This window comes from Psychrobacter sp. 28M-43 (genome assembly GCF_014770435.1).
Classification (GTDB): Bacteria; Pseudomonadota; Gammaproteobacteria; order Pseudomonadales; family Moraxellaceae; genus Psychrobacter.
The window spans coordinates 643,227-665,068 of record NZ_CP061739.1 but is presented as its reverse complement, the minus strand read 5'-3'; the positions used below and the strand labels follow the sequence as shown (position 1 = coordinate 665,068).

The 21,842-nt window shown below is 43.4% G+C and carries 15 protein-coding genes and 2 pseudogenes; 6 read left to right on the top strand and 11 right to left on the bottom strand.

Going from position 1 to position 21,842, the window contains the following annotated elements:
• Positions 1 to 106: 106 nt before the first annotated feature.
• The 6 genes from lspA to IEE84_RS02835 all read right to left on the bottom strand — a co-directional run bounded on the left by lspA (position 107) and on the right by IEE84_RS02835 (position 7,801).
• On the bottom strand, positions 107 to 814 hold the full coding sequence (gene lspA / locus IEE84_RS02860; RefSeq protein WP_057758795.1) for a signal peptidase II: 708 nt from the start codon (positions 812 to 814) through the stop codon (positions 107 to 109).
• A 141-nt stretch (positions 815 to 955) separates the two neighbouring features.
• Positions 956 to 2,236, bottom strand: a complete 1,281-nt coding sequence (gene ccmI, locus IEE84_RS02855; RefSeq protein ID WP_191114792.1) for a c-type cytochrome biogenesis protein CcmI — start codon at positions 2,234 to 2,236, stop codon at positions 956 to 958.
• Entirely contained in the window at positions 2,233 to 2,784 is a 552-nt protein-coding gene (locus IEE84_RS02850; protein ID WP_191114791.1) for a cytochrome c-type biogenesis protein, read from the bottom strand. The genes ccmI and IEE84_RS02850 overlap by 4 nt, the downstream gene beginning before the upstream one ends.
• Positions 2,781 to 3,431, bottom strand: coding sequence for a DsbE family thiol:disulfide interchange protein (locus IEE84_RS02845; protein ID WP_058025866.1), 651 nt, complete (start codon positions 3,429 to 3,431; stop codon positions 2,781 to 2,783). Before IEE84_RS02845 ends, IEE84_RS02850 begins: the two co-directional genes overlap by 4 nt.
• Complete coding sequence (locus IEE84_RS02840; protein WP_191114790.1) at positions 3,424 to 5,478, bottom strand: heme lyase CcmF/NrfE family subunit; 2,055 nt, start codon at positions 5,476 to 5,478, stop codon at positions 3,424 to 3,426. Before IEE84_RS02840 ends, IEE84_RS02845 begins: the two co-directional genes overlap by 8 nt.
• Positions 5,479 to 5,599: 121 nt before the next feature.
• The gene (locus tag IEE84_RS02835; RefSeq protein ID WP_102083145.1) at positions 5,600 to 7,801 is read right to left on the bottom strand and encodes a heavy metal translocating P-type ATPase; all 2,202 of its coding nucleotides are present in this window, start codon (positions 7,799 to 7,801) and stop codon (positions 5,600 to 5,602) included.
• Between the two features lie 142 nt (positions 7,802 to 7,943).
• Between IEE84_RS02835 and cadR the strand changes: the two genes are divergently transcribed.
• From cadR to IEE84_RS02820, 3 genes are all read left to right on the top strand, one after another.
• Positions 7,944 to 8,354, top strand: coding sequence for a Cd(II)/Pb(II)-responsive transcriptional regulator (cadR, locus tag IEE84_RS02830; RefSeq protein WP_007394845.1), 411 nt, complete (start codon positions 7,944 to 7,946; stop codon positions 8,352 to 8,354).
• A gap of 192 nt (positions 8,355 to 8,546) precedes the next feature.
• Complete coding sequence (locus IEE84_RS02825) at positions 8,547 to 9,299, top strand: IS5 family transposase (protein WP_191114789.1); 753 nt, start codon at positions 8,547 to 8,549, stop codon at positions 9,297 to 9,299.
• Between the two features lie 265 nt (positions 9,300 to 9,564).
• Entirely contained in the window at positions 9,565 to 10,746 is a 1,182-nt protein-coding gene (locus IEE84_RS02820) for a cation diffusion facilitator family transporter (RefSeq protein ID WP_077448184.1), read from the top strand.
• Between the two features lie 116 nt (positions 10,747 to 10,862).
• Here IEE84_RS02820 and IEE84_RS02815 read toward each other — a convergent pair whose 3' ends face one another.
• A complete protein-coding gene (locus IEE84_RS02815) occupies positions 10,863 to 11,585 on the bottom strand; it encodes a CHAP domain-containing protein (RefSeq protein ID WP_068405068.1) in 723 nt (240 codons plus the stop codon).
• Positions 11,586 to 12,381: 796 nt separating this feature from the next.
• Entirely contained in the window at positions 12,382 to 13,026 is a 645-nt protein-coding gene (locus tag IEE84_RS02810; RefSeq protein ID WP_007394850.1) for a DUF411 domain-containing protein, read from the bottom strand.
• Positions 13,027 to 13,265: 239 nt separating this feature from the next.
• Between IEE84_RS02810 and lnt the strand changes: the two genes are divergently transcribed.
• Positions 13,266 to 14,834 (top strand): apolipoprotein N-acyltransferase, encoded by a 1,569-nt coding sequence (lnt, locus tag IEE84_RS02805; protein ID WP_191114788.1) that lies wholly within the window; start codon positions 13,266 to 13,268, stop codon positions 14,832 to 14,834.
• Between the two features lie 140 nt (positions 14,835 to 14,974).
• Here lnt and IEE84_RS02800 read toward each other — a convergent pair.
• Positions 14,975 to 16,199, bottom strand: a pseudogene (locus IEE84_RS02800) (IS3 family transposase).
• A gap of 218 nt (positions 16,200 to 16,417) precedes the next feature.
• On the opposite strand from IEE84_RS02800, the gene IEE84_RS02795 reads away from it, so the two are divergent.
• Together IEE84_RS02795 and IEE84_RS02790 are read left to right on the top strand one after the other, a co-directional pair.
• Positions 16,418 to 17,299: an IS982 family transposase gene (locus tag IEE84_RS02795; RefSeq protein ID WP_057758743.1), complete on the top strand. Its 882-nt coding sequence runs from the start codon at positions 16,418 to 16,420 to the stop codon at positions 17,297 to 17,299.
• Positions 17,300 to 17,412: 113 nt separating this feature from the next.
• On the top strand, positions 17,413 to 19,572 hold the full coding sequence (locus IEE84_RS02790; protein WP_057758740.1) for a cytochrome c biogenesis protein CcdA: 2,160 nt from the start codon (positions 17,413 to 17,415) through the stop codon (positions 19,570 to 19,572).
• Positions 19,573 to 19,872: 300 nt separating this feature from the next.
• On the opposite strand, the pseudogene IEE84_RS02785 reads toward IEE84_RS02790, so the two are convergent.
• Both IEE84_RS02785 and IEE84_RS02780 read right to left on the bottom strand, forming a co-directional pair.
• A pseudogene (locus IEE84_RS02785) lies at positions 19,873 to 20,621 on the bottom strand (IS5 family transposase).
• A gap of 106 nt (positions 20,622 to 20,727) precedes the next feature.
• A complete protein-coding gene (locus tag IEE84_RS02780; protein WP_057758737.1) occupies positions 20,728 to 21,672 on the bottom strand; it encodes an Arc family DNA-binding protein in 945 nt (314 codons plus the stop codon).
• Between the last annotated feature and the right edge of the window lie 170 nt (positions 21,673 to 21,842).

The following is a 21,842-nucleotide window of genomic DNA, read 5'->3' as shown; positions in this document are numbered from 1 at the left end:
TTCCAGTTCACATTTTATAAACATACTCAAGTATAAAAAGTATTTTTCCGTATAGAGTGAATACGACGCTAGTTCATTTTGTTTGTGATAATCGGCATCAATGTGCTTATTTATTACGCTTACTTTCTAAAAATATCATGTCAATTATAATCAATGCGACACCGACACAGACACCTATATCTGCAACATTGAAAAGAGGATAATTCCAGACATCAGCATAATGCACATGGATAAAGTCAACCACTTTACCAATTCTTAAACGATCGATTAAGTTGCCAATCGCACCACCAAGCATTAAGGCCAACCCCATAGATAATAGCTTGGCTGCACGTGGCGCTTTGATTAAATAAACCGTTAAAAAGATAGCCATTACAAAAGCTACGCCTGAGAAAAACCATTTCTGCCAACCGCCAGCGTTGGCTAAAAAGCTAAATGCTGCCCCATAGTTATAAGCGAGTGTCCAGTTGAGAAATGGTTCAATGACCGGTACGGGGTCATTGAACGCTAATGTGGTTTGGGCCAACCACTTAGTCCATTGATCAAGTATTAATACCATTATCGCCAACAAATACCAGATAAAAGCGCGACTGCCATTGGCAACCATTTTTGGTATTTTGTCCAACTTATCTTTAGGTGTTATTGAGTTGCCTGAAGTCACGTACATAGCTTTAGGCGTATGATTTATGGTTTTAGAGTCAATCGATTGATGAGTACTACTCACAGCTATAGGTACCTTCTTGTCAGCAATATTAGTACTAGCCGATTCAACGCTATTCAATTTAGTACTATCTAATCTGTCGGTAGATTCAGTCATAGTTGTTTCCTTTATCTATGTTTATACAATGAACAATGTTAAACGTATATGTTTTTGGTATACGATTATTAATCGCGCCACTTTCATAAACGGCTCCACTTACCGCTCTGGTATTATGAAACTTACGGTAATAATTTTTTATTAGGGAATCTGTTGATTGATTTCAACATTAACCTGAGTCTGTTCAACGCTAATCATTATAGGATTACCCGATAAGTCGCCTGATTCTGCTATGGCATTACCGCTATGACTAATACGAGCAACGACTGCTAACTGAGTTTTGTCACTACGAGCTGAATTTAACGTGCGATCTGGCATCATCGCATCAAGATTGCTTAAGCGGATACTAGCCTCACCTTGCTTGATAATACTAATGGGTAAACGTTTGGCGGCAAACGGAGGGCCCCCTTTCACATCACGTATCGCTACAAACAACACATCATCAGCTTTCACTAACGGTAATAAATTAGCGTTAATTTTCACTGTCACGTCAATACCTTCTAGCGCTTGCTTTTCTTGCGTGCTAACGTAGTTGCTTAACTCATCTAAGCTTGCTAAAGCTTTAGTATGATCACCTGGTTTGGCCACAATGCTGCCTTGTAAGCGTTTAATCCAACCTTGCGCTTGGGCAAAGTTACTACCACGTGCCTCACCCATTGCCATTAGCATCTGCGCACCTTCATGCTGTGGATTTTTGGCAAGGACATCTTGTAATACACGGCGGCTACTGGCATCAAGCTGACCTTTATTGGCAAAAAAGCTAATCTGCGCATAAGTGGTCGCAATCTCTTCATTGTCTGGTGACAGACGGTAAGCGCGTGACAAAGCTTCAATCGCTGAGTCGGTAGCTTCAAGCGATAAAAACAGCTCTGACAAACGCATCCAGCGATCAGGATCATCGGCATGACGATAAACGTTGGTCTGCATCGCGCTGATAAGCTGCTGGCCGTTTTCGATTGCCCATACAGGTGGCTGATCGATTTTGCCAGTCAACAAGTCATCAGCGACTTTTCCGACCTTGTCTTCGGCCGTCCACAGATCAAACACAGGCGTTCGGTCACCCACCATCAGATACGCCAGCGCAGCCAATACAGGCACCCAAACCATGAGGATCAAGCGGCTTTTGATACCAGGGGTGACCATCGGCGTGACTTCACGCTGGGCATCCAATAGCTGACGCTCCAGTTCCAGCTTTTGATTTTGATAATGGCTATTATTAATAGTACCGCTGTCTTTATCTGTTTGTAGCTCAGCTAAACGTTCGCGAAATACTGCAACATTAATATCTAGCAGTTGATTGTCTATTGGTTTGGACTGCAAACGCGGTGCTCGTAGCCATGGCATAATAGCAATTAGCGCAAATATAAGAGCAATCAGCAAGCTTAGAGCTACAAATAAGCCAAAAGTAGAAAATAGAGTCATTTTTTGTCCTCTATGCTAGTAATATCGTGGTCGACATTCTCAGCTTGCGATAATAGACGATCAAGCTCAGCCTTTTCCGCAGAGGTCAAGGCAGCAGTACTGTTCACTGTAACGCCGTTTTGGCCACGGGCGACAACTTGGCGGCGTTTACTTTGCCAAAACCACCCTATCAATAATACGATCAGTAGCAATGGCGGAAAAAACCATAAAATCCATGTCGATGGACGTACAGGCGGCTTGTAGCTGATAAAATCGCCGTAGCGCTCTTGCATATAATCCCGGATTTCCGCATCACTACGTCTGTCTTTAATCAAATCATAGACTTTTTGCTTTAAGTCTTGGGCAATCGGCGCATCAGAACCTGCCAAGTTTTGGTTTTGGCATTTCGGGCAACGTAGCTCTTCGATTAGCCCTCGATATTGGGCTTCTTGTTGTGCAGAGTCAAAATCATATACCTCTATCGCCGCATAGCTGGTCACACTTAGGAGACAGGCAAGTATTAAGCTCGCTACTTTTATCGTAACGGCCTTTATTGAACGGGCTATCATTTGCACACCTCTTCAACCTGAATCGCATCTGGACTGACGTTATTATCATTGGCATCATTGAGTACCGTTAAGCAAGGCTCAATACGATCTTGCCAGTTACTCTCGTTAATCTCACCAACAATGTGCTGGCGAATAACGCCTTCACCATCGACAGTGAAAGTCTCAGGCGCACCCGTCAACCCTAAGTCCAAGGCAAACTGGCCGGACAAATCCTGAATAGACATCGAAAAGGGATCACCGCCTCGGTTGAGATAGCTGAGCGCATCACCGATATCGTCTTTATAATTCACGCCAACCAGATTGACACCACGCTCCTCTAGCTGCATCAAAAAAGGATGCTCAATAACGCAAGTTGGGCACCAAGAGCCCCAAATATTCATCAAAAAGGGCTCATCAGGTAAGTTGTCATTGGTCATGATCCGACTGGTATCGGACAACAATGGCAGCTCAAACGCTGGTACTGGGCGTTCAAGCGCGGTATTGGTTACGATTTCAGTCGGCTGCCCCAAACGAAAATAAAGCATAACCATAACAGCAGCAAAGATGATCAGCGGGATCAAAAACCATATTCTAATTTGGCTTTTTTTCATTGTTCGATTACCTTTTGTTTCAGGGGGTTGCTCGGAAAAATGATTAGACTTAGTCATTTTGCTTCTCCCCTATTAGTGTCGTGTTATTAGTAGTGCTTTTAACATCTAAATCAGTAACCGTCGTAAAGCCTGACTTACTCGCTGCAATTTGTGCAGGGGTCTTGGATGTTTTGAGACGATAGCGCCTATCAAGCATACTCAGCAGACCACCCAATGCCATAATAATAGCGCCGAGCCATATCCAACGAATTAATGGTTTTACATAAATCCTTAATGCCCATTGGTTACTACCATCGGCAATAGGTTCGCCCAGTGCGACATAAACATCGCGCATAAGACTGGGGTCAATAGCAGCTTCAGTTGTTGGCATCGTGCTGATAATATAAGTACGCTTTTCTGGAGTCAGTTTCGCCACTTCACGACCGTCTTTGGATACCACCACTTGCGCTTGCGTTGCATCAAAGTTACTACCCTTTATTTCAAAAAATTCAGTTACTTCAAAATCGTAACCTTGAACATTGACTGTATCGCCAATACCCATTGCTACGTCACGCTCAATACTCAGGCTACTAGTAAAGGCTATGCCAATGACAGCAACCAATACGCCAATATGAGCAGTCTGTTGACCCCAATAGCTCAGACGCAACTGCCGCAAACCGTTAAAAAGATTAGGCGCATTCTTAGTTTTATCTTTAAAATCAACTGCCATCCATAGCAGTGCCCAAAAGCTAACGGCTAAAGTCACACCAATATTAAGCATAGACGATGGATTAACAAAGTAAGTAATAATGGCGGCTAATACTAAGCTACTAACGGCGATGACCATGCCTATACCCAGTAGTGGACGGGTGTCTTTTTTCCAGCGAATATTTGAGCCCATACCCATAGCTATTAATAACAGCCACGTTAAAGGTACAAATAATGCATTAAAATAAGGAGGGCCAACGGACACTTGTCCTAAACCAAAGGCATCAGCGATAATAGGGTAAAGGGTGCCGAGCAGCACCACTAAGGTTGCAATCAAAATGATGGCGTTGTTGATCACTAAAAAGGACTCACGTGAAATCAGCTGATATTGACTTTCAACGGTTAAACGCCAACCTCGAACGGCAAACATTAATAGACCACTACCGATGATAATGCCAAGAATAGCTAAGATAACCAAACCACGCGTCGGATCAGCGGCAAACGAATGCACTGAGGTAAGGACTCCAGAGCGTACCAGGAACGTGCCAAGCAAGCTTAAGGCAAAGGCGAAAATAGCCAGCATAATGGTCCATGCTTTAAACACCCCGCGCTTTTCAGTGACTGCTAATGAATGCAGCAATGCTAAGCCGACAAGCCAAGGCATAAACGAGGCATTCTCTACCGGATCCCAAAACCACCAACCGCCCCAGCCAAGCTCGTAGTAGGCCCACCACGAGCCCAGTGCAATACCAATGGTCAAAAACCCCCAAGCCGCGAGCGCCCATGGACGTGACCAGCGTGTCCAAGCAGCATCTAAACGCCCTTCCCACAATGCCGCCATACAAAATGCAAAAGGTACTACCATACCCACATAGCCCATATATAACATGGGCGGATGAATAATCAGACCGAAATCTTGTAGGACAGGATTTAAATCAGCGCCATCGACCGCTAGATTGGGTAAGGTACGCTCAAACGGTGACGAGGTAAATATCAGCATCGTTAGCATCATTAACTGTACACCGGCCAAAATAACTAATACCCGCGCACGCATTGATAACGGCAAGCCGCGACTAAAGTATGATACCAGTGCACACCATGTGGCCATGATGGTCATCCATAGCAGCAAAGAGCCCTCGTGTCCGCCCCATGTCGCCGATAACTTATAGTACCAAGGCAACAGCGTATTGGAATGCTGCGCGACGTAACTGAGGCTAAAATCATTATAATAAAAACCTGCTATCAAAGCGCCAAATGACGTTATCATGGCGGCAAACTGTGCCCAAGCTAAGCTAGGGGCTAGTCGTTGCCAAGCAACTTGGTTATGAATAACACCAATAGTTGGCAGAATTACCTGCAATAACGCCAATACAAAAGCGGTAAGCAAGGCAAAATAGCCCAATTCTGTAATCAACATACGGTCTAACCTTATTTACTCTAATGCGGTTGCAGTTTACTGTGGCGGTGGAATTTTTATTATTAGAACCCACCCCCGAAATCTGCTGCTATCTCTAGTTTTTAATTGATTTCGAAGGGTTTTATTTAACTACTTTAGGCGGATTTACCAGTGGAGGCGCTCCCTTAAAGCGCAGTAAACGTAACGCATTAAGAGTAACGAGCACTGTTGCTCCAGCATCAGCTAGAACCGCAATCCATAGTCCAGTAATGCCGAATACGGTCGTGATCAGAAAGACGCCTTTGAGACCCAAAGCGAAAATGACGTTCTGATGAATGTTGCGCATGGTGGCACGTGAAAGTGCGATGAGATGAGCCATATCCGTAACACGACTTTTTAATAATGCGATATCGGCCGTCTCAATGGCCACATCGGTACCACCACCCATCGCGATGCCAACATCGGCAGTTGCTAGCGCTGGCGCATCGTTAATACCATCACCAACCATCGCTATTTTGCGGTTGTTCTTCATCTCGTTAAGCAGGCGCAGTTTGTCCTCAGGCAACAGCTCAGCTTCCCATTCCACGTCTAAATTACTGGCAAGTGCTTGAGCGGTTAAGCGGTTGTCGCCTGTTAGCATGACGGAGCGCACACCCATCGCTTTGAGCTGAGCCACACCTTCATGAGCGTCGTCTCGTAATTCGTCTCTTAGCGCGATTAATCCAAGCACTTCACGGTTTTGCTCATCGAAAAGAACAGAGACGGTCTTACCCTCATTTTGCAGCGCCTCAATTTGCGCCTGTTGTGTGGATGAAATCAATGCCTCATCGGCTGCGTAAACAGGCGAACCGATAGCTAGCGCGCGCTCCGCGACAGTTGCGTGTACCGCTTTACCCGCAGTAGCAGAAGCTTTGGAAGCCACAGGTATAACAACTTTAGCGGCTTCAGCATGGCTGACAATGGCTTCAGCAAGTGGGTGACTAGAACCAGTCTCCACACTGGCAAAAAGTGCCAATATCTCATCTTGACCTTGAGAATTCTGACCTTGAATACTTGAGTCCTCTTGTGTAAAGGCAACAACATCGGTCACGCGTGGTTTGCCTTCAGTTAAAGTGCCTGTCTTGTCAAAAGCGACCGTCTTCACTTGGCCGATAGTTTCTAAAGCACTACCGCCTTTGATCAGCAAGCCACGGCGCGCACCAACAGCAAGACCAGAGGCGATGGCAGCGGGTGTTGATAGTACAAGAGCACAGGGACAGGCAATCAGCAACAGTGCTAGACCGCGATACAACCAAGTCGACCAATCTCCACCCATGGCTAACGGTGGAATGATAATAATTAGTGCGGCAATAGCCATCACTGCCGGTGTGTAATAGCGACTGAATTTCTCAATAAAACGGGCAGTGGGTGCTTTGGAGGCTTGGGCTTGCTCTACCAGCTCAATAATGCGCGAAATGGTGTTATCGGCGGCTGTCTTTTCTACGCGCACTTGGAGCACACCATCGATGTTAATTGACCCTGCAAATACATTGTCACCCATCGTCTTGGCAACAGGAACAGACTCTCCCGTCACGGGCGAATCATCAAGGCTGGACGCACCTTGAACAATGGAACCATCAGCAGATACCCTATCTCCAGGACGCACCAGCACAAGGTCATTCACTTGTAATGAAGTCGCTGGAACGTTACGCTGCCCACCTTGAGCATCAAGTAAAATTGCACTTTTCGGAACCAGCGATGATAAGGCTCTGATGCCAGCGCGAGCGCGATCAGCAGCGATACTCTCAAACAGTTCACCGATTGAGAACAAAAAGACAACTGCTGCGGCCTCTTCAGCTTCACCAATGATAAGTGCGCCAAGCACGGCGACGGACATCAGCGTTTCAATTGAAAAGAATGAACCTGTTTTAGCCAGTGCTAAGGCTTTGCGCGCAAATGGAAAAACGCCTACAATCACAGCGATGGCAAACACCCATATCCCATAAGCGGGCAACAGTAGTGACAGTGCATAAGCGCTGCCCATCAAAATACCGAGGCCAACAACCTGTTTGCCTTTTTGAGTTTGCCACCATTGCTTATCCTGCGGAGCCATCTGATTGTCGCTGTCAATATCAATAGCCGATACAGTTTGTTGACCAGTATTGGCAGAGATGCCGAACCCTAGGCTTTTGATTGTTTTTTCGATATCACTAGCCTGAGTCGGCGCACCAGGGGCTAAATTTAGCTCTAGCGTTTCTGTAGCGAAATTCAGCTGAACATCAGAAACCCCAGGCATACGTTTCAAAGCTGTTTCAATCTTGCCGATGCAACTGGCACAGTCCATACCTTCAATATGATATTTCATAATAATTTACCCTTTGAATAATGATATTATGAACCCTATAGTGGCTTTAGAGTCAAGGTTATTTATCTACAGTTTCGTAATTTTAATTTCTCTAGCGCTAGTCTTTACAGCCACTTTAATTATTTAAATCATAGAGGTTGTTATGACAATCAAAATTGGTGAGCTCGCTAAACGCACAGGTGCCACAGTAGAAACCATTCGCTATTATGAAAAAGAGCGTTTATTACCCGAGCCTTTTCGTAGCGAAGGGAATTATCGTTTATATAATGAAGAGCACATTGAGCGTCTACAATTTATCCTACATTGCCGTACGCTCGATATGGCTTTAGATGATGTGCGAATCTTACTTGAATACTGGGAGTCGCCTGACAAGGACTGCGGCGATGTGAATAACTTGCTAGATGAGCACATTCATGCTGTGGAAATACGAATGGAAGAACTGATGCACTTAAAGCATCACTTGACCGTTTTGCGCCAGAAATGTGCAAGTAGTGCACCAGCGTCATCATGTGGCATTTTAAACGCGCTTGTCGATAACTCCTGTCATGAGTAATGATATCAGTAGTGTTCATTTCTGACGGATCAAATCATGAAAGGTTAAATACGCCCTGATGTTAAGCACAAAAAAACCCAGCAATGATATTAAGATCACTAGGGCGTGTTGAACATTGGGTATAAATTAATGGCAAAAAAAATAGCGAACGGTTAATCTTTAAGTTCTCACACAAAAAAGATATCGTTCGCTATGCCTCGCACTATGCTCAAAGATGAACACTGGACAAGACTGAAACCTATATTACTAGAACTTAATATCTATGACAAAGGAAATCTTAGACAAACGGTTGAAGGCGTGCTTTATCGCATGCGTGTTGGCTGTCCTTGGTGCGACTTACCCGAGTGTTTTGGCAAGCCCAATACCATCTATAAAGCTTACCAGCGCTGGTTTCGTAGTAATAAGCTGATTACGCTGTTTGCTTTATTAATCAAAGACGCAGACCTTGAGTGGGTCTTCATTGATGGTACTCATATTAAAGCGCATCAGCACAGCAGTGGTGGCAATGAGAACCTACAATCCATTAGTAAAAGTGTGGCAGGACGCGCGACCAAGATTCACTTGGCAGTAGATGCGCATGGCAATCCGATTACCTTTATCTTGTCAGATGGCACGACCCACGATGTTAAAGTCGCACCTGACTTAGTAGACAAAGTTAATTTGAGCAACACAGAGGTTTTATGTGCCGATAAAGGCTATGATTCTGATGCACTACGAGCGCATATTGAACAAGCAGGGACACGGGATAACATCCCTCGAAAACGAAATACTCAGTCTTCTAACGACCATATGGACTGGGACTTATATAAAGCGAGGCATCTAGTAGAAAATGCTTTCGCCAAACTAAAACAGTATAGGGCGGTTGCCACCAGGTTTGATAAGCTCAAGCAAAGTTATGAAAATACGGTCGCTCTTGCTTGTGCTTATATCTGGCTCAAATTATGAATGTTCAACACGCCCTAGTCAGTTCAAAATAACATGGTGATAAATTGAAGAGTGCTACTGGAATGAATGTTGCGCAGCCTCTGTAATAACAGCATGCAAGGAAAATTTATACCAGTAGCACGATGTCATTTTTGCAGTGAATCGACTATAGCTTACTGGCTGCATTTTTACCTCGTCGTTACAGCTTCTAATACTCGACTATGTTAGATTTATCATTAATCCTTGAAGTTATTTACCATAAGTCTTAATAAATTTGAGTAACGTTATGAGTCAAGAAGATGCCAGTCATAAGCAAAATAAGCATTTGCCTCCAAGTGAGCCTATTGATGTCTATAAAAACAACGATAGTAACTATACTGCTGGCAATCAAGACGCTCATGATCATGACACTCACCTAGAGCAAAACACCGCACCAAGAGATACCAAAGGCTATCAGCGTACGTTACTGATTAGCTTTGTGATCATCACAGGCTATATGTTTATCGAGGCGATTGGTGGCTTACTGACAGGCAGCTTGGCGTTACTCTCTGATGCAGGACACATGCTCAGCGACGCCATCGCCCTTGGTGCGACGTTGATGGCATTTAAAATCGGCGAAAAAGCCGCCACCCATCAAAAGACCTTTGGCTATAAACGCTTTGAGATTATCGTGGCCACCGTCAATGGTGCGACGCTAGTAATTATCGCCTTGATGATTTTTTATGAAGCGATCAAACGCCTTAACTCACCGCCTGAGATTGCTACCCAAGGTATGCTAATCGTCGCCACCATCGGTATGCTGGTTAATATCTTGGTCGCTTGGCTGATGCATCGTGGTAGTAGCGGCAGCGATGGACACACCCACAGCCATGGAGCAAATGCAGACAAAGTAAATAAAGAAAAAGCAAATAAAAGCAATGATTCCAAAGAGCCTGTCAACCTCAATATGCAAAGCGCTTACTTGCATGTATTAAGTGATTTGATGGGCTCTGTCGCCGCGATCATCGCCGCTTTACTGATGATGGGGTTTGGCTGGGTTTGGGCCGATGCCGCAGCGTCGGTGATCGTCGCGGTACTTATCTTAGTAAGTGGTTACCGCGTTGTACGTGATTCGGTACATGTCTTGATGGAGGGCACGCCAGAAGGCATATCGCTGGTAGATGTGGAAGACAAGCTGCTTGCCCATCCACAAGTAAAACAAGTCCACGACCTGCATATTTGGAGCATCACCAGCGGGCTAAATGCGCTATCTTGCCATGTGATGGTCGATGGGGATATGAGAATCTCGGATGCCAGCGTATTGATTGCCAATCTTGAGCAAGGGTTGCTTGCGCTTGGTATTCATCACGCCACCATTCAGGTTGAAAGCTTGTCACACCCGCAGACCAGCGCCCATAGCGATGCATTGGTCTGCGACATATCAGAGCAGCAAAGCTCTGCGAATAACCATATCGGGCACAGTCACTAGTCACTAGGGCGTGTTGAACCTTCAACCATGGCACTGACAGAGACTATTTGTGAATGTTCAACACGCCCTACTGGGTTGGAGGAAATAACAACTATGTTGTGCTGACTTAGAAAGTCTTATTTATCATTCATAGCAAGGTAGATATTACGATCTGATGCGGATGCGTCATCCACGTATTTTGAATCGCGCCATGTCGTATAAGCATAGACACCACTGTATGGGCTGATGCTGTTCTGACGGAAGTCAGAAATCCAATTTGTACCATCGAAAATTTGAATATGGCCATGTGGACGCTTTGATGAGCGATCATAGACAATAACATCACCTACTTGGGTTGGCATATCATTGCTGATTTTGCTGAAACCTGCTTTCTCAAGTGTGCCACGAGTAGCGTACTGATAGGCTGAAGGATTTGGAGTGAACTCATAACCAGCTGATTGTAGTGCTTTACGTACGTAACGGGCACAATATCCAGAGCTGCCAGATAAAGCCACTTTTGAGGCGCGAGCAGCAGCGATAGCGGGGGCTGAATTGCTGTCAGGAACCTTATTGACTTGCTGCTGTTGTTTTTCAGCGTATAAGCGGCTGTTTAATGATGAAAGCTGATTCTCTTTTTGCTTGGCCTGCGCACTTAGGTTGCTAATTGCTTGACTAATTTCATCATTATTAGAAACATAAGCACCACTTTTGGTGCTATAGATGTTTTTTGATGAACCGTAGTTTGATGCCACAGAAGTATTGGTGATGGTATTATTTGTTTGAGAGATTGTGATAGCAGCACCACTCGTTTGTGCTATGCCCATACCCAGTACTGACAAAATCAATAAAGCCTGTTTCATAAATCTAATACCTACGGTTAATTCAAAATCGTCTGTTATCAACAACAGCGCAGTCAATTAAATCTCAATAACTCAAGTATATATATGTCATAGTGACTGATACTTCTGCTGCATATTATTCATATAAAAAATGATTATTGGCGATCACAGCTCATTGAAGTCTTACGAAGCTGTTACAAATCAAGCTGCTGACCAAAACACAAAGCCGACTTTAGCATAGGTTGTTTAGCCTGTCATTCCCCTTAAAAACCCCAAAAATACTTTTTTGATGTCGAAAAAATTGCTAATATCCCACATTTTACAATGTAAGTTTGTGTAACATGTACAGAATATAGCTGACTAGATTGACCACAATTTCTACTGTTTTATAAGCAAAAAAACGTCTGAGGGTTAAATCTATAATTTAGATTTAACCCTCAGACGTTTTTCTATTGGATGAAGTAATTACCCTATATAGGGTCTAACTAATTATTAAGATAATATAATAATTTATAATATTAATATAGATGCTAATTCCCTACTAGCTTATGTAATATTACGTAATTGTTTCGATACATCCTGTATATTCTTGTATTAACCCTTAGTCATTTATCTATTTTAAGGGTTAATAACCGATAAATTCGCTTACATTGTCATCAAAAGTTACAAATTCAAAGTTATTTTTAATTTTAAAGTCGCAATAGCTAATGAATTTTTTGATGAAGAATCATTTTATAAGCAATAGAACAGTCTTATACCTACCTCATTTACTTTTAACGCTAACACTATAATCAAAGTATTCTTAACTGCTAACACACTATAATTGCTGCTCTACCGATTCAATATCAGCATAAACTTGGGTTGTCCCGTCTTTATTGAGCTGCATAACCTGATAGGGCATGAATTTATTTTGATACTCCATACCTGGGCTACCAATAGGCATGCCAGGTACGGCAAGACCCATAGCTTGTACTGGCGGATTTTCTAAAAACTGCGCCATATATTTAGCGGGTACATGACCTTCAAAGACGTAACCATCCGTAGTGACTACAGTATGGCAAGAACGCATTTCATTTGGAACGCTGTAGCGCTCTTTAAATACGGCTAAGTCCGCAACATCTTGCGCGGTTGCACTTAGACCATTATCTTCTGCATGACTTATCCATTCTTTACAGCAGCCGCAATTGGCATCTTTATAGACAGTGGCTGATACGTTTTTTAGTAAGTCTGGTTTACTTACTGATGTCATCATAGAATTATTTATAACGTTTGGTTCAGCTGTCTTTGGAACAGCCAAAACATCTTCAGTTGATGCCGATGTTGTGCTTGCATCAGATACGCCACTACTCGGTTGGCTACAAGCAAATAGTGATGAGGCAGCCAGTAATAATAACGTACTACGCAACCCCTTAGACAGATAACGATTGCATATAAGACTGGATTTTATTTTTAAGGGGGGCATAGTGCTTTCTCATGTACTGTAGGTATTGTGAGCTATAGAAGATCAAGTAACACTTCATATCGTTTGGTAATGTAGCATAATAACCCATTAAACGGAGTACATAAATTCATCCATTGAGCAGTGCAGGCTGGTATCATAAGCAGTTTTTATTTTAAAATACTGCCTGTAGTATTAACGGCTCTATCTAAGTTTTGGATTTTGATTAAAAATTCAAAACTCATAATTTTGGATAATTTGCGATGCGCCTGTCTACTATTAATCTACAAAAGCGTTTGAGTACTCACTTAAATCAATTACCGCTATGGTTTACGCTAGTAGCAGCATGGCTTGCAGGGGCTATTTTTTTATTTGCGCTAGCGCCTCATGGGTTCTGGCCGCTAGCAATAGTGTCACCAGCGATTTTATATGCGCTGTTGGTACCAAATATGAGTGGTCGTCGCGCTTTTATTATCGGTGAAGCTTACGGTATGGGGCTATGGTGCGTCGGCGGCTTTTGGCTCTATACTGCCATCCATGATTATAGCGATACTCCAACGTGGCTCGCATTGATTATGATTGGATTGATGGGTCTCGGTATGGGACTGTTTCATGGATTTTTAGCACTAGTCTTTAACCGTATGGTAGGCAAACAACCCTTTTCATTTGCTGCTCTTTGGGTGCTACAAGAATGGTTAAAAACTTGGTTATTCACAGGCTTTCCGTGGCTATTTGTTGGTTATGCATTTACTGAAGAGTATTGGTTATCGTCCTTAGCACCCGTTGCTGGTGTTTTTGCCGTCTCTTTTGTTGCCATACTATTGGCTGCAAGTTTAGTAGAGCTACTGCTTCGACGCAGTAGTTATGCCGTCGTTTCTGTACTGTTATTAGCCATTAGCACATCATTATGGCTGGTCAATCCGCAATGGACAAAACCTAAGGGCACACCTGATCTGTCAGTGTCATTGATTCAAGGTAATATTTCACAAGATATAAAGTGGCTGACGCAATATCAAGTAGAAACGCTAAAGATTTATGCGAAGTTAACGCGCACTGAGTGGGGACGTGATGTGGTGGTGTGGCCTGAATCATCTATTCCGATGTTTCAGGATGAGGCTGCGGGCTTTATTAGTGAAATGATAGAAATGGCCAATGCGACCAATACGACATGGATAACTGGTATCCCTTATAAGGATAAAGCGGCATTCAATGCCAGTACGGATAAGTATCCCCCATTTTACAATAGCGTGATTGCTCGAGGTGTAGAAGCGGAAGGCCTATACAAGAAGCAGCGTCTAGTGCCTTTTGGAGAGTATATTCCATTTGAAGGCGTGCTCGATATTTTCCCAAGTTTGGCCGGTAGTCAGGATATTAAGAACTATAGTCGTGGTAGTGATCAGCAGTCACCTCTAAAGGTGCGTGGACACAATATAGGGACGGCTATCTGTTATGAGGTAGCTTATCCAGATACCACGCGTAAAAATGCCATCGATACTGAATTTTTGTTGACCGTCTCTAACGATGCCTGGTTTGGCACTTCAGCAGGACCATTGCAACATTTGCAAATGGTACAAATGCGCGCGCTTGAGAACGGGCGCTGGTTTATTCGAGCGACCAATACTGGTGTTACCGCTATCATTAACCATAAAGGTCGTATTGTAAAACGCGCACCGCAGTTTGAGCGTACTGTACTACGTGGTGAGATACAGGCACGGGTTGGTAACACGCCCTTTATGCTTATGGGAAATTATCCTATCTTGATAATAATAACCTTGTTATTACTACTAAGCTATTTTGGCAAAGGTCTAACCACACTTAGAAGACGAGGGTAATAGTAAACTTAATCATAATAATTTAATCAGTGTAAGTTTTTTATTTTTTCTAGGTAACGTCCTAACGCACGTAAATATAAAAGTTTTAAACTATTGACCCCTGCCGTCAAATCCGTATACATAAACTTGGGAGATTTTAATTACGCAGCCTGACGATAATAATCAAACCACACCTGTCTTGGCGATTGATAGCCCAAACCCTTTTGAATCCTCGTCTGATTGTAGTACAGCTCGATATAACTGATAATATCATTGATGGCTGTGAACCTTGTTTTATAGTCTTGATGATATACCAGCTCATTCTTTAATGTGCCCCAGAAGCTTTCTATCGGAGCGTTATCGAAACAGTTGCCTTTGCCGCTCATTGAGCCTATAAATTGATGCTGCTTAATGGTCTTGTGGTAGGCGTGACTGCAATACTGACTGCCTCTGTCTGAATGAACGATTAGCCCTTTGCTTGGACGTTTATTCTTGATGGCCATATTTAGTGCTTTGCAAACTAAATCTGCGGTCATACGCTTGTTAATAGCGTAACCGACAAGCTCTTTGGTGTATAAGTCTTTGACCCCTGCTAAGTACAGCCAACCCTCATTCGTCCAGATATAGGTGATGTCGCTGACCCACGACTCGTTAGGGCGCTTAGCATCAAACTTCTGATCCAGTACGTTTGGATAGACCAGCTTGTTGTGATTGGAGTCGGTGGTGACTTTAAAGCGCTTATGACGACGACATTTAATGCCGTGTTGCTCTTTGATGCTTCTTACCATATACAGGCTAATGTTATGGCCTTGCTCGCTTAGATGAGCATGCAGTCGATCTGCGCCATAACGTTCTTTCGTTTCATTGTGAGCCGCTTTAACCAGTAATTCAGACTGGTTGCGATGTATCTGTTGGTCGCTGAGATCACGACTTAGCCAGTCGTAATAGCTTTATGGCTTAACCCTTAACACACGGCACATAGTGGTGATGCGAAAGAGGAACTGGTTGTCTTTGATAAAGGCGTACCTGACTAACTGTTTCTCGCGAAGTACGCCGTCGCCAACTCGAGCATAGCTCTCCCCTTGCGTCGGGGCGAAGCAGTGCTTCGCTTTATCCCTCCTCATTTAGTATTTCGCGTTCCTCTTCGGCAACTTTAAGCTGTCGCTTTAGGCGTTTTACCTCTTCAAGCGCACTCATAAGTTCAGGGTCATACTGCTTTGTTCCTACAAGCTTGCCTTGATTAGCTTTGTTCTGCCAGTTGGATAGCGTTTGCATGGCGATGCCAAGTTGCTTTGCGGTCGCTGAGATATTGCCATTATTGTCTGATATCTTCTTGACGGCCTCGGCTTTAAATTCGTCACTGTAGGTTCTTACTTTCTTGGTCATGGTAAACTCCTGTCAATACGCTTAGTTTACCAAGTTTATCTCTACGGTTTCTTCAGCATAGCTCACCATGATTTTGTATCCCTTAATAGTATATTGTAGTATGTTGTATATAATATAACCCCAGTTCGGGATAAGGGCTCAAAAAAAAAATAAAAAAAGAAGTCCGAAGTTGCTAAAGTAAGTTTACCAAGACAAACTTCACAACAAGGACTTCTTACATGGACAACCTAACCGAACTATACTGCCATATTGACGACTTTTATCAGCAATTCAAACCTGAGTTTGACGCTCATTTAATCGCAACGGGACACCAAAGGTTAAGAGCATGCCAGATAAGTGTAGCAGAGATTATGACCATCTTGATACTGTTTCATCAATTACGTTATCGACAGTTTAAGGCGTTTTACTACCATCACATGCTTGGCATGATGAAACGGGAGTTTCCAAATCTGCCGAGCTACTCGCGATTTATAGAGCTTATACCGCGCAGTATCATACCACTGTGCAGCTACTTGCAAAGCATGATGGGCGACTGTACGGGTATCAGCTATATTGATTCAACCAAGATAGCAGTTTGTCATAACAAGCGTATCTACCGTCATAAAGTCTTTAAGGGACTTGCAACCCGAGGCAAAAGCAGCATGGGCTGGTTCTATGGCTTTAAGCTGCACGCCATTATCAATCATAAGGGCGAGCTTGTATCTGTTAAAGTCACTGCGGGTAATACGGATGACAGAGTGCCTGTTAAGGATATGGCAACGCCGTTATTTGGTAAGCTGTTTGGTGATAGAGGATACATCAGTAAAGCACTAAACGCGTGGCTCACAAAACACAGTGATACTAGGCTGATAACGAAACTTCGGCGTAATATGAAACCCCAATTACTTGAGCCTATGGATGAGGCACTACTCAATCATCGCTCTTTGGTTGAAACGGTGTTTGGGGAGCTTAAAAACTTGTGTCAGATTGAGCATTCACGCCATCGTAGTGTCACGGGGTTTATCACAAACTTGCTGTCAGGTTTAATTGCTTATTGCTGGTTTCCCTATAAACCCACCATCAAAAATATGCCTCAGCAGGGACAGGTAGCAACATTGTAAATAGTATCAATGAGTTATAATGTGGCTTATCCCGAACTGGGGTTGTAAATAGACAAGTCCATACAGACAGTGAATTGGTCAATTCGAATATTGGAAATAATAGGTAGCCCTTCATGTCCCTTAAGAGCGCAGAAAAGTCTCCGTCATTAACGCAAAATAAATCGTCGAAAAAATCTTATCTGTTGGCGTTCGCTTTCAGCGCGGGTTCATTATTGACAGGGCTAGCAGCGACTGGGCTGACGGCCGTGCCAGTGGCATCGCAAGCGGCAGGATTGGGCGATTTATTTAGCAGTGATAAAAGCGCGACCCAACCGAAATTTTTGCCTGTTGATGAAGCGTTTCAGGTCAGTAGCAGTAGTAAACCTGTCAATAATGGCACGCGCTTAGCCATTAACTTTGACATTACGCCTGAGCACTATGTTTATAAAGACCAAATTAAGCTAACGTTGCCTGCTGGCGTGAGCGCTGCACCTTTTAGCTTTAGCCAAAAGCCTATCTCCATAGATGATCCGACCTTTGGTCAAGTATTGGTCTTTGACCAAGCCAATATGGTTGCTAGCACCGTTTTGAGCAGTAGTAATGGCAAGGCGATAAATAATGCCGCTGTAACGATAGGTTGGCAAGGCTGTGCCAAAGCAGGACTTTGTTATCCACCGGAGAAAATAAAAACCACGGTCAAAATTGCTGCGTCACAATCGGCAGCCAATAGTTCAAGTAGCACTGCTACAGTTTCTGCGAGCAATAACAGCAATGCAGAAACTGCGCAAGCATCTACAGAGGCGACTGATACTGATCGTCTTGCTACAGAGCAAACTACGCCAGATGACGAGGTGATTGATTACGCTTTGTTAGATGATGAAGCATTAGATGCAGAGCTTGGTACTAGCAATACCATCTCTGGTGCCGATGAAGAAGTTGTAGGCGACAATGTCACAAGTAATATGCCAGCAAACGATAGCGCTACAACTGCAACAAACAATACCGTTGTCGTTGATAACGCCATTAATAGTGACCCTTTTGGCTTAGCTTCGCATCCGTGGTTGGCATTGGTGTTATTGTTCTTGGCAGGGTTGGTCTTGGCATTGACGCCATGCGTGTTACCGATGCTACCGATTGTTGCCAATATCGTCGCGCGTGAAGACAATCCAACGGTAAAACGCGGTGTTATTTTAACGACCAGCTACGCTATTGGTGTTGCCATCGCTTATGGTATTTTAGGCGCGGTCATTGCGGTATTTGGCGAATCGTTAGGCATTATCGGTTGGCTACAAAATCCGATTATTTTAATTGGGTTTGCCATCGTTTTTGTCTTATTAGCCCTTTATATGTTGGGCGTATTTAGCATTCGTCTGCCGAGATTTATCAGTAGTAAAATGCAGGGTCTAAGCCAAGCGGGGGATAGCAAACTTGGTAGTACGGGTGGCAGTTTAATTGCGGGATTCTTATCGGCGCTCGTGGTATCGCCATGCGTTTCGGCACCCTTATTTGGGGCGCTGCTTGCTGTATCAACGATTGGAAGTCCGCTCCTTGGCTTTGCCGCTTTATTTATGCTCGGTTTTGGTTTATCGGCGCCGCTTATCTTAATTGGCGCGACCCAAGGTAAAATCATGCCAAAAGCAGGCGAGTGGATGAATTGGGTCAAGCAGGGCTTTGCTTTGTTGCTTTTTGCCGTGGCATTGTTATTAATTGAACGCGTCTTTATCTCGCCTGTGATGCTGATGGTTTGGGCGCTGTGGTTTATGGTCGTGGCGATGTGGGCGTGGAGCTGGCTAGGCAAAGGTCGGATGCTGACCCAAGCGCTAGGCTTAATCGCTGGTATTTGGGCGACGTGTTTAATCGTCGGCGCCGCATTGGGCAATGACGACAGCTTGCATCCGCTCGCGTCATTAAGCGCCGCGCCGGTGATGCAGACGACTGCTGATCAACCAGCCATGAGTAATGCAACAGATAAAACTGTTACTACGCTTGCTGAGTTAGATGCCATTGTCGCCGCCAATCCTAAAGTGCTGGTCGATGTCACCGCCGAATGGTGTATTGCATGCCGGATTATGGAGAAAAACTTATTTCATAATCGCCCTGCGCAAATGCAAGATTGGCAATTGGTCAGACTTGATATCACGGAGACTACGGCTGATTCAAAAGCAATCTTAGCGCGTTATAAACTATTTGGTCCGCCAGCATTGCTGTATTATCAAGACGGGCAATTGGTCAATCAGCAAGTGGGTGAAATCGGGCGCGCAGCGTTTGAGCAAACCTTAACCGCGCTAAATTAATCGTTTAAATGTAGATAAATTCCACATCATTTCTACCCATTAAAAAGACAACGTCCTTTGATAATAGGACGTTGTCTTTTTCAATCTTACTAAATAGCCTTTTTAACATAGACGCTAAATCCTTGGTTTAGCATTATTTATTACTACTTACCTTATTATTTACATCAGTATTTGCTCGCAATAACGCTAGTATAGTGCCCTTATTTTCATTACAATAAAGCAACATTGCTAAAGGCGCATTACCACGAGTAATGGCTACCTTGCACGTCCATATTTATTGATTTTCTTTAGGGCGTGTCATCAATTAAGCCAAACGACACAAGAAACTAAGTGAATGGCACTAAGGAAATGACTGGCTAACTTATCATAGCGAGTGGCAATCGCACGATACTGCTTAATCTTGGCAAAGAAGTTCTCTATTAGGTGCCTCGCTTTATAAAGCTCTTTATCGAAGTCTCTTGGCTGCAGCCGATGACACTTAGATGGTATAACTGCATTACCTTGCACTGCTTTAATCGGTTCAATAACGCGGGCATCAGCATCGTAAGCTTTATCGGCAAGCCACGTTTGGCTAATACTGACATCAAGCAATTCATCTGAGCCACACAGGTCATGAGCTGCCCCACCTGTTAGATAAAAGCCAGTAGGATTGCCTAATGCATCTGTTCGAGTATGTATTTTAGTCTTCAGTCCACCTTTGCTGCGTCCAATGGCTTGATCCCTTTTTTTCCAGCACTGTGCTGGTGGGCTTTAACAATCGTGGCATCTAGCATGGCATATTCGTCATCGGATTGTTCAGAGAGTTGATTAAAAACCTGCTTCCATACGCCTTTTTTTGACCAGCGACTAAAACGAGTATGAATCACTCTGAAGTCGCCAAAGCGTTCAGGTAGGTCACGCCAAGGTATGCCGGTCTTGTAACGGTACAGAACCGCTTCTACGAACAAGCGGTTATCCTTTGCAGTAACACCAACGTCACTTGGTTTACCAGGTAGAATGTCTTTAATTCTCTCCCATTGGTCATCACGTAGGGCATGTCGTCTTGTCATAGTCATTGAGCTCAAATTCCTAAATACGATCTAAGTATAGCTTATTCTGAAATATCTATGCTAATTGATGACACGCCCTAGTATGGCATACTTATTTTATCTCAAATTACTTTATAGATATTTTAGATAAAATCTCATGTCCACTAATATAAAGTTCATTAGACATGCACATCTCACTCCATCCTTTCCAGTAACTATTAGCTTTCTTTGAATACATTGACCTATCCCAAATATCTTCAATCCAAGAATTGTGACGATACTTATCAATTACTTTGATCGGATTTTGTTTGGCCCAAATTAATTCGTTAAAGTCTGGTTCTGAAACTATTGCTCCTCTGATCTTTGAGATATGGTACTTACAAAGATACTTTAATGTTAAGGATAGGAGCGCTCTGTCTTCAGAGCCACCTATACCTACTTTGTCACTGACATGCACACGAGAGTCTAGAACCAAACCATGCCAACTATCGTAATGCTTGATAATAACTAGTTCACCGTTTTCAGTATTGTTCCGAGCAAACCAGACCAACTTAACCTCATCTTCATTATTACCTTTTAATAAGCTTCTAGCATTCTCTTCAATATCATAACCAAACTCAAATGTTTCTTTTGCGAAAGGCCTTCCTTCATCATGAACGAGCCAATTCTTTTGGCATCCAAAGTATGTGGCTAATTTTTCTAATTCGTTAAACGATGGCTCTTTTCGCCCTTCAAACCAATCCTCAGTAACGCCCACACTATTGTATCCCAGGGCCTCAGCAACTCTAGAAATACTTGGGGTATGAAAACTATCAGTTGCCTTAGCTTCACTCAAGAGGAAATTTAGTTTGCCAGATAGTAGATTTAAGCGATCGCTACGTAAATGAGCATCAAAAAAACTCTTTAAATCGTCGATAGCTTCGATATAACTTCCTTCTTGACCTTCAAAAGATTTTTCTAGTCGATACTGTGCCTCGGCATTAATTGAACGTCCACTAACTTTTGAGGCATCGGAGATCAGGGCTTTCAATTCAGTAGGAATTCTTAAATTAAACTGCACATTTTTTGACATTTTAAAGCCCAAATAGAATATTGAATTTAAAACAAATAATATTACCATAAGGAACTTGCGGCAATGATAGCATAATGCTATCATATTATGTAACAAACCCTAAAGAGGTAAATACATGTCAAATCAGAAGGTTCAGATGAACGTCCGGGTACCTAAAGAACTTAAGAATT

Bases quoted from the DNA above. Each gene is read 5' to 3' on its own strand.
- IEE84_RS02820 (WP_077448184.1), top strand. From the start codon at position 9,565: ATGAGTCAAGAAGATGCCAGTCATAAGCAAAATAAGCATTTGCCTCCA.
- ccmI (WP_191114792.1), bottom strand. From the start codon at position 2,236: ATGACTCTATTTTCTACTTTTGGCTTATTTGTAGCTCTAAGCTTGCTG.
- IEE84_RS02825 (WP_191114789.1), top strand. From the start codon at position 8,547: ATGCCTCGCACTATGCTCAAAGATGAACACTGGACAAGACTGAAACCT.
- IEE84_RS02845 (WP_058025866.1), bottom strand. From the start codon at position 3,431: ATGACTAAGTCTAATCATTTTTCCGAGCAACCCCCTGAAACAAAAGGT.
- cadR (WP_007394845.1), top strand. From the start codon at position 7,944: ATGACAATCAAAATTGGTGAGCTCGCTAAACGCACAGGTGCCACAGTA.
- IEE84_RS02810 (WP_007394850.1), bottom strand. From the start codon at position 13,026: ATGCCCCCCTTAAAAATAAAATCCAGTCTTATATGCAATCGTTATCTG.
- lnt (WP_191114788.1), top strand. From the start codon at position 13,266: ATGCGCCTGTCTACTATTAATCTACAAAAGCGTTTGAGTACTCACTTA.
- IEE84_RS02835 (WP_102083145.1), bottom strand. From the start codon at position 7,801: ATGAAATATCATATTGAAGGTATGGACTGTGCCAGTTGCATCGGCAAG.
- IEE84_RS02790 (WP_057758740.1), top strand. From the start codon at position 17,413: ATGTCCCTTAAGAGCGCAGAAAAGTCTCCGTCATTAACGCAAAATAAA.
- lspA (WP_057758795.1), bottom strand. From the start codon at position 814: ATGACTGAATCTACCGACAGATTAGATAGTACTAAATTGAATAGCGTT.
- IEE84_RS02780 (WP_057758737.1), bottom strand. From the start codon at position 21,672: ATGTCAAAAAATGTGCAGTTTAATTTAAGAATTCCTACTGAATTGAAA.
- IEE84_RS02795 (WP_057758743.1), top strand. From the start codon at position 16,418: ATGGACAACCTAACCGAACTATACTGCCATATTGACGACTTTTATCAG.
- IEE84_RS02840 (WP_191114790.1), bottom strand. From the start codon at position 5,478: ATGTTGATTACAGAATTGGGCTATTTTGCCTTGCTTACCGCTTTTGTA.
- IEE84_RS02850 (WP_191114791.1), bottom strand. From the start codon at position 2,784: ATGATAGCCCGTTCAATAAAGGCCGTTACGATAAAAGTAGCGAGCTTA.
- IEE84_RS02815 (WP_068405068.1), bottom strand. From the start codon at position 11,585: ATGAAACAGGCTTTATTGATTTTGTCAGTACTGGGTATGGGCATAGCA.